Source organism: Kocuria sp. LHG3120 (assembly GCF_049897445.1).
GTDB classification, from domain to species: domain Bacteria; phylum Actinomycetota; class Actinomycetes; order Actinomycetales; family Micrococcaceae; genus Kocuria; species Kocuria rosea.
This window is the reverse complement of sequence record NZ_JAFCWG010000023.1, coordinates 1-518: the sequence shown is the minus strand read 5'-3', so window position 1 is coordinate 518 and position 518 is coordinate 1. Positions and strand designations below refer to the sequence as shown.

The 518-nt window shown below is 69.5% G+C and carries 2 protein-coding genes; both read right to left on the bottom strand.

The features are described from left to right. On the bottom strand, positions 1-119 hold a 119-nt coding region (locus tag ACP7CD_RS18380), incomplete at its 3' end, for a biotin carboxylase N-terminal domain-containing protein (RefSeq protein ID WP_426120810.1). A gap of 222 nt (positions 120-341) precedes the next feature. Next, positions 342-518, bottom strand: a 177-nt coding sequence (locus ACP7CD_RS18375) for an LUD domain-containing protein (RefSeq protein ID WP_426120831.1), incomplete at its 5' end; no start/stop codon positions are given.

The following is a 518-nucleotide window of genomic DNA, read 5'->3' as shown; positions in this document are numbered from 1 at the left end:
ATCGAGTTGCGGTCCTCGTACGGGAACACCGCCACCGTCTTGGCGCCCAGCTCGTAGGCGGCACGGAAAGCACGGATCGCGATCTCGCCGCGATTGGCCACCAGGATCTTGGAGAACATTGACACCCGTTCCGCACCTGGACGCTCCACTGGAGGCCTGGGTGCTGTGTTGTGAATTTCTGACAAGGTCAACTGCGAAGGAGAAACGGCCGGGCACGGCAGGGGCCGCCGTGCCCGGGCAGGGCAGACCCGGGCCCTCGGGGCCGCGATGGGGCCGGGGTGCCGAGCGGATCCGCGACGGTGCGTCTGCGCGTGCTGCGGTTCACGCGCCATCCGGGCCTGTCAGCCGAGTAGGATCACGTCGAGCGTCCGGGGCCCGTGCACGCCCTCCACCCGCTCCAGCTCGATGTCCGAGGTCGCGGACGGCCCGGAGATCATGGTGACCGGGGCCGTGGGCTCCACCAGGGCGAGGGCCTCGGGGATCAGCTCGACCACCGAGTCCAGCGGCACCACGCAGAT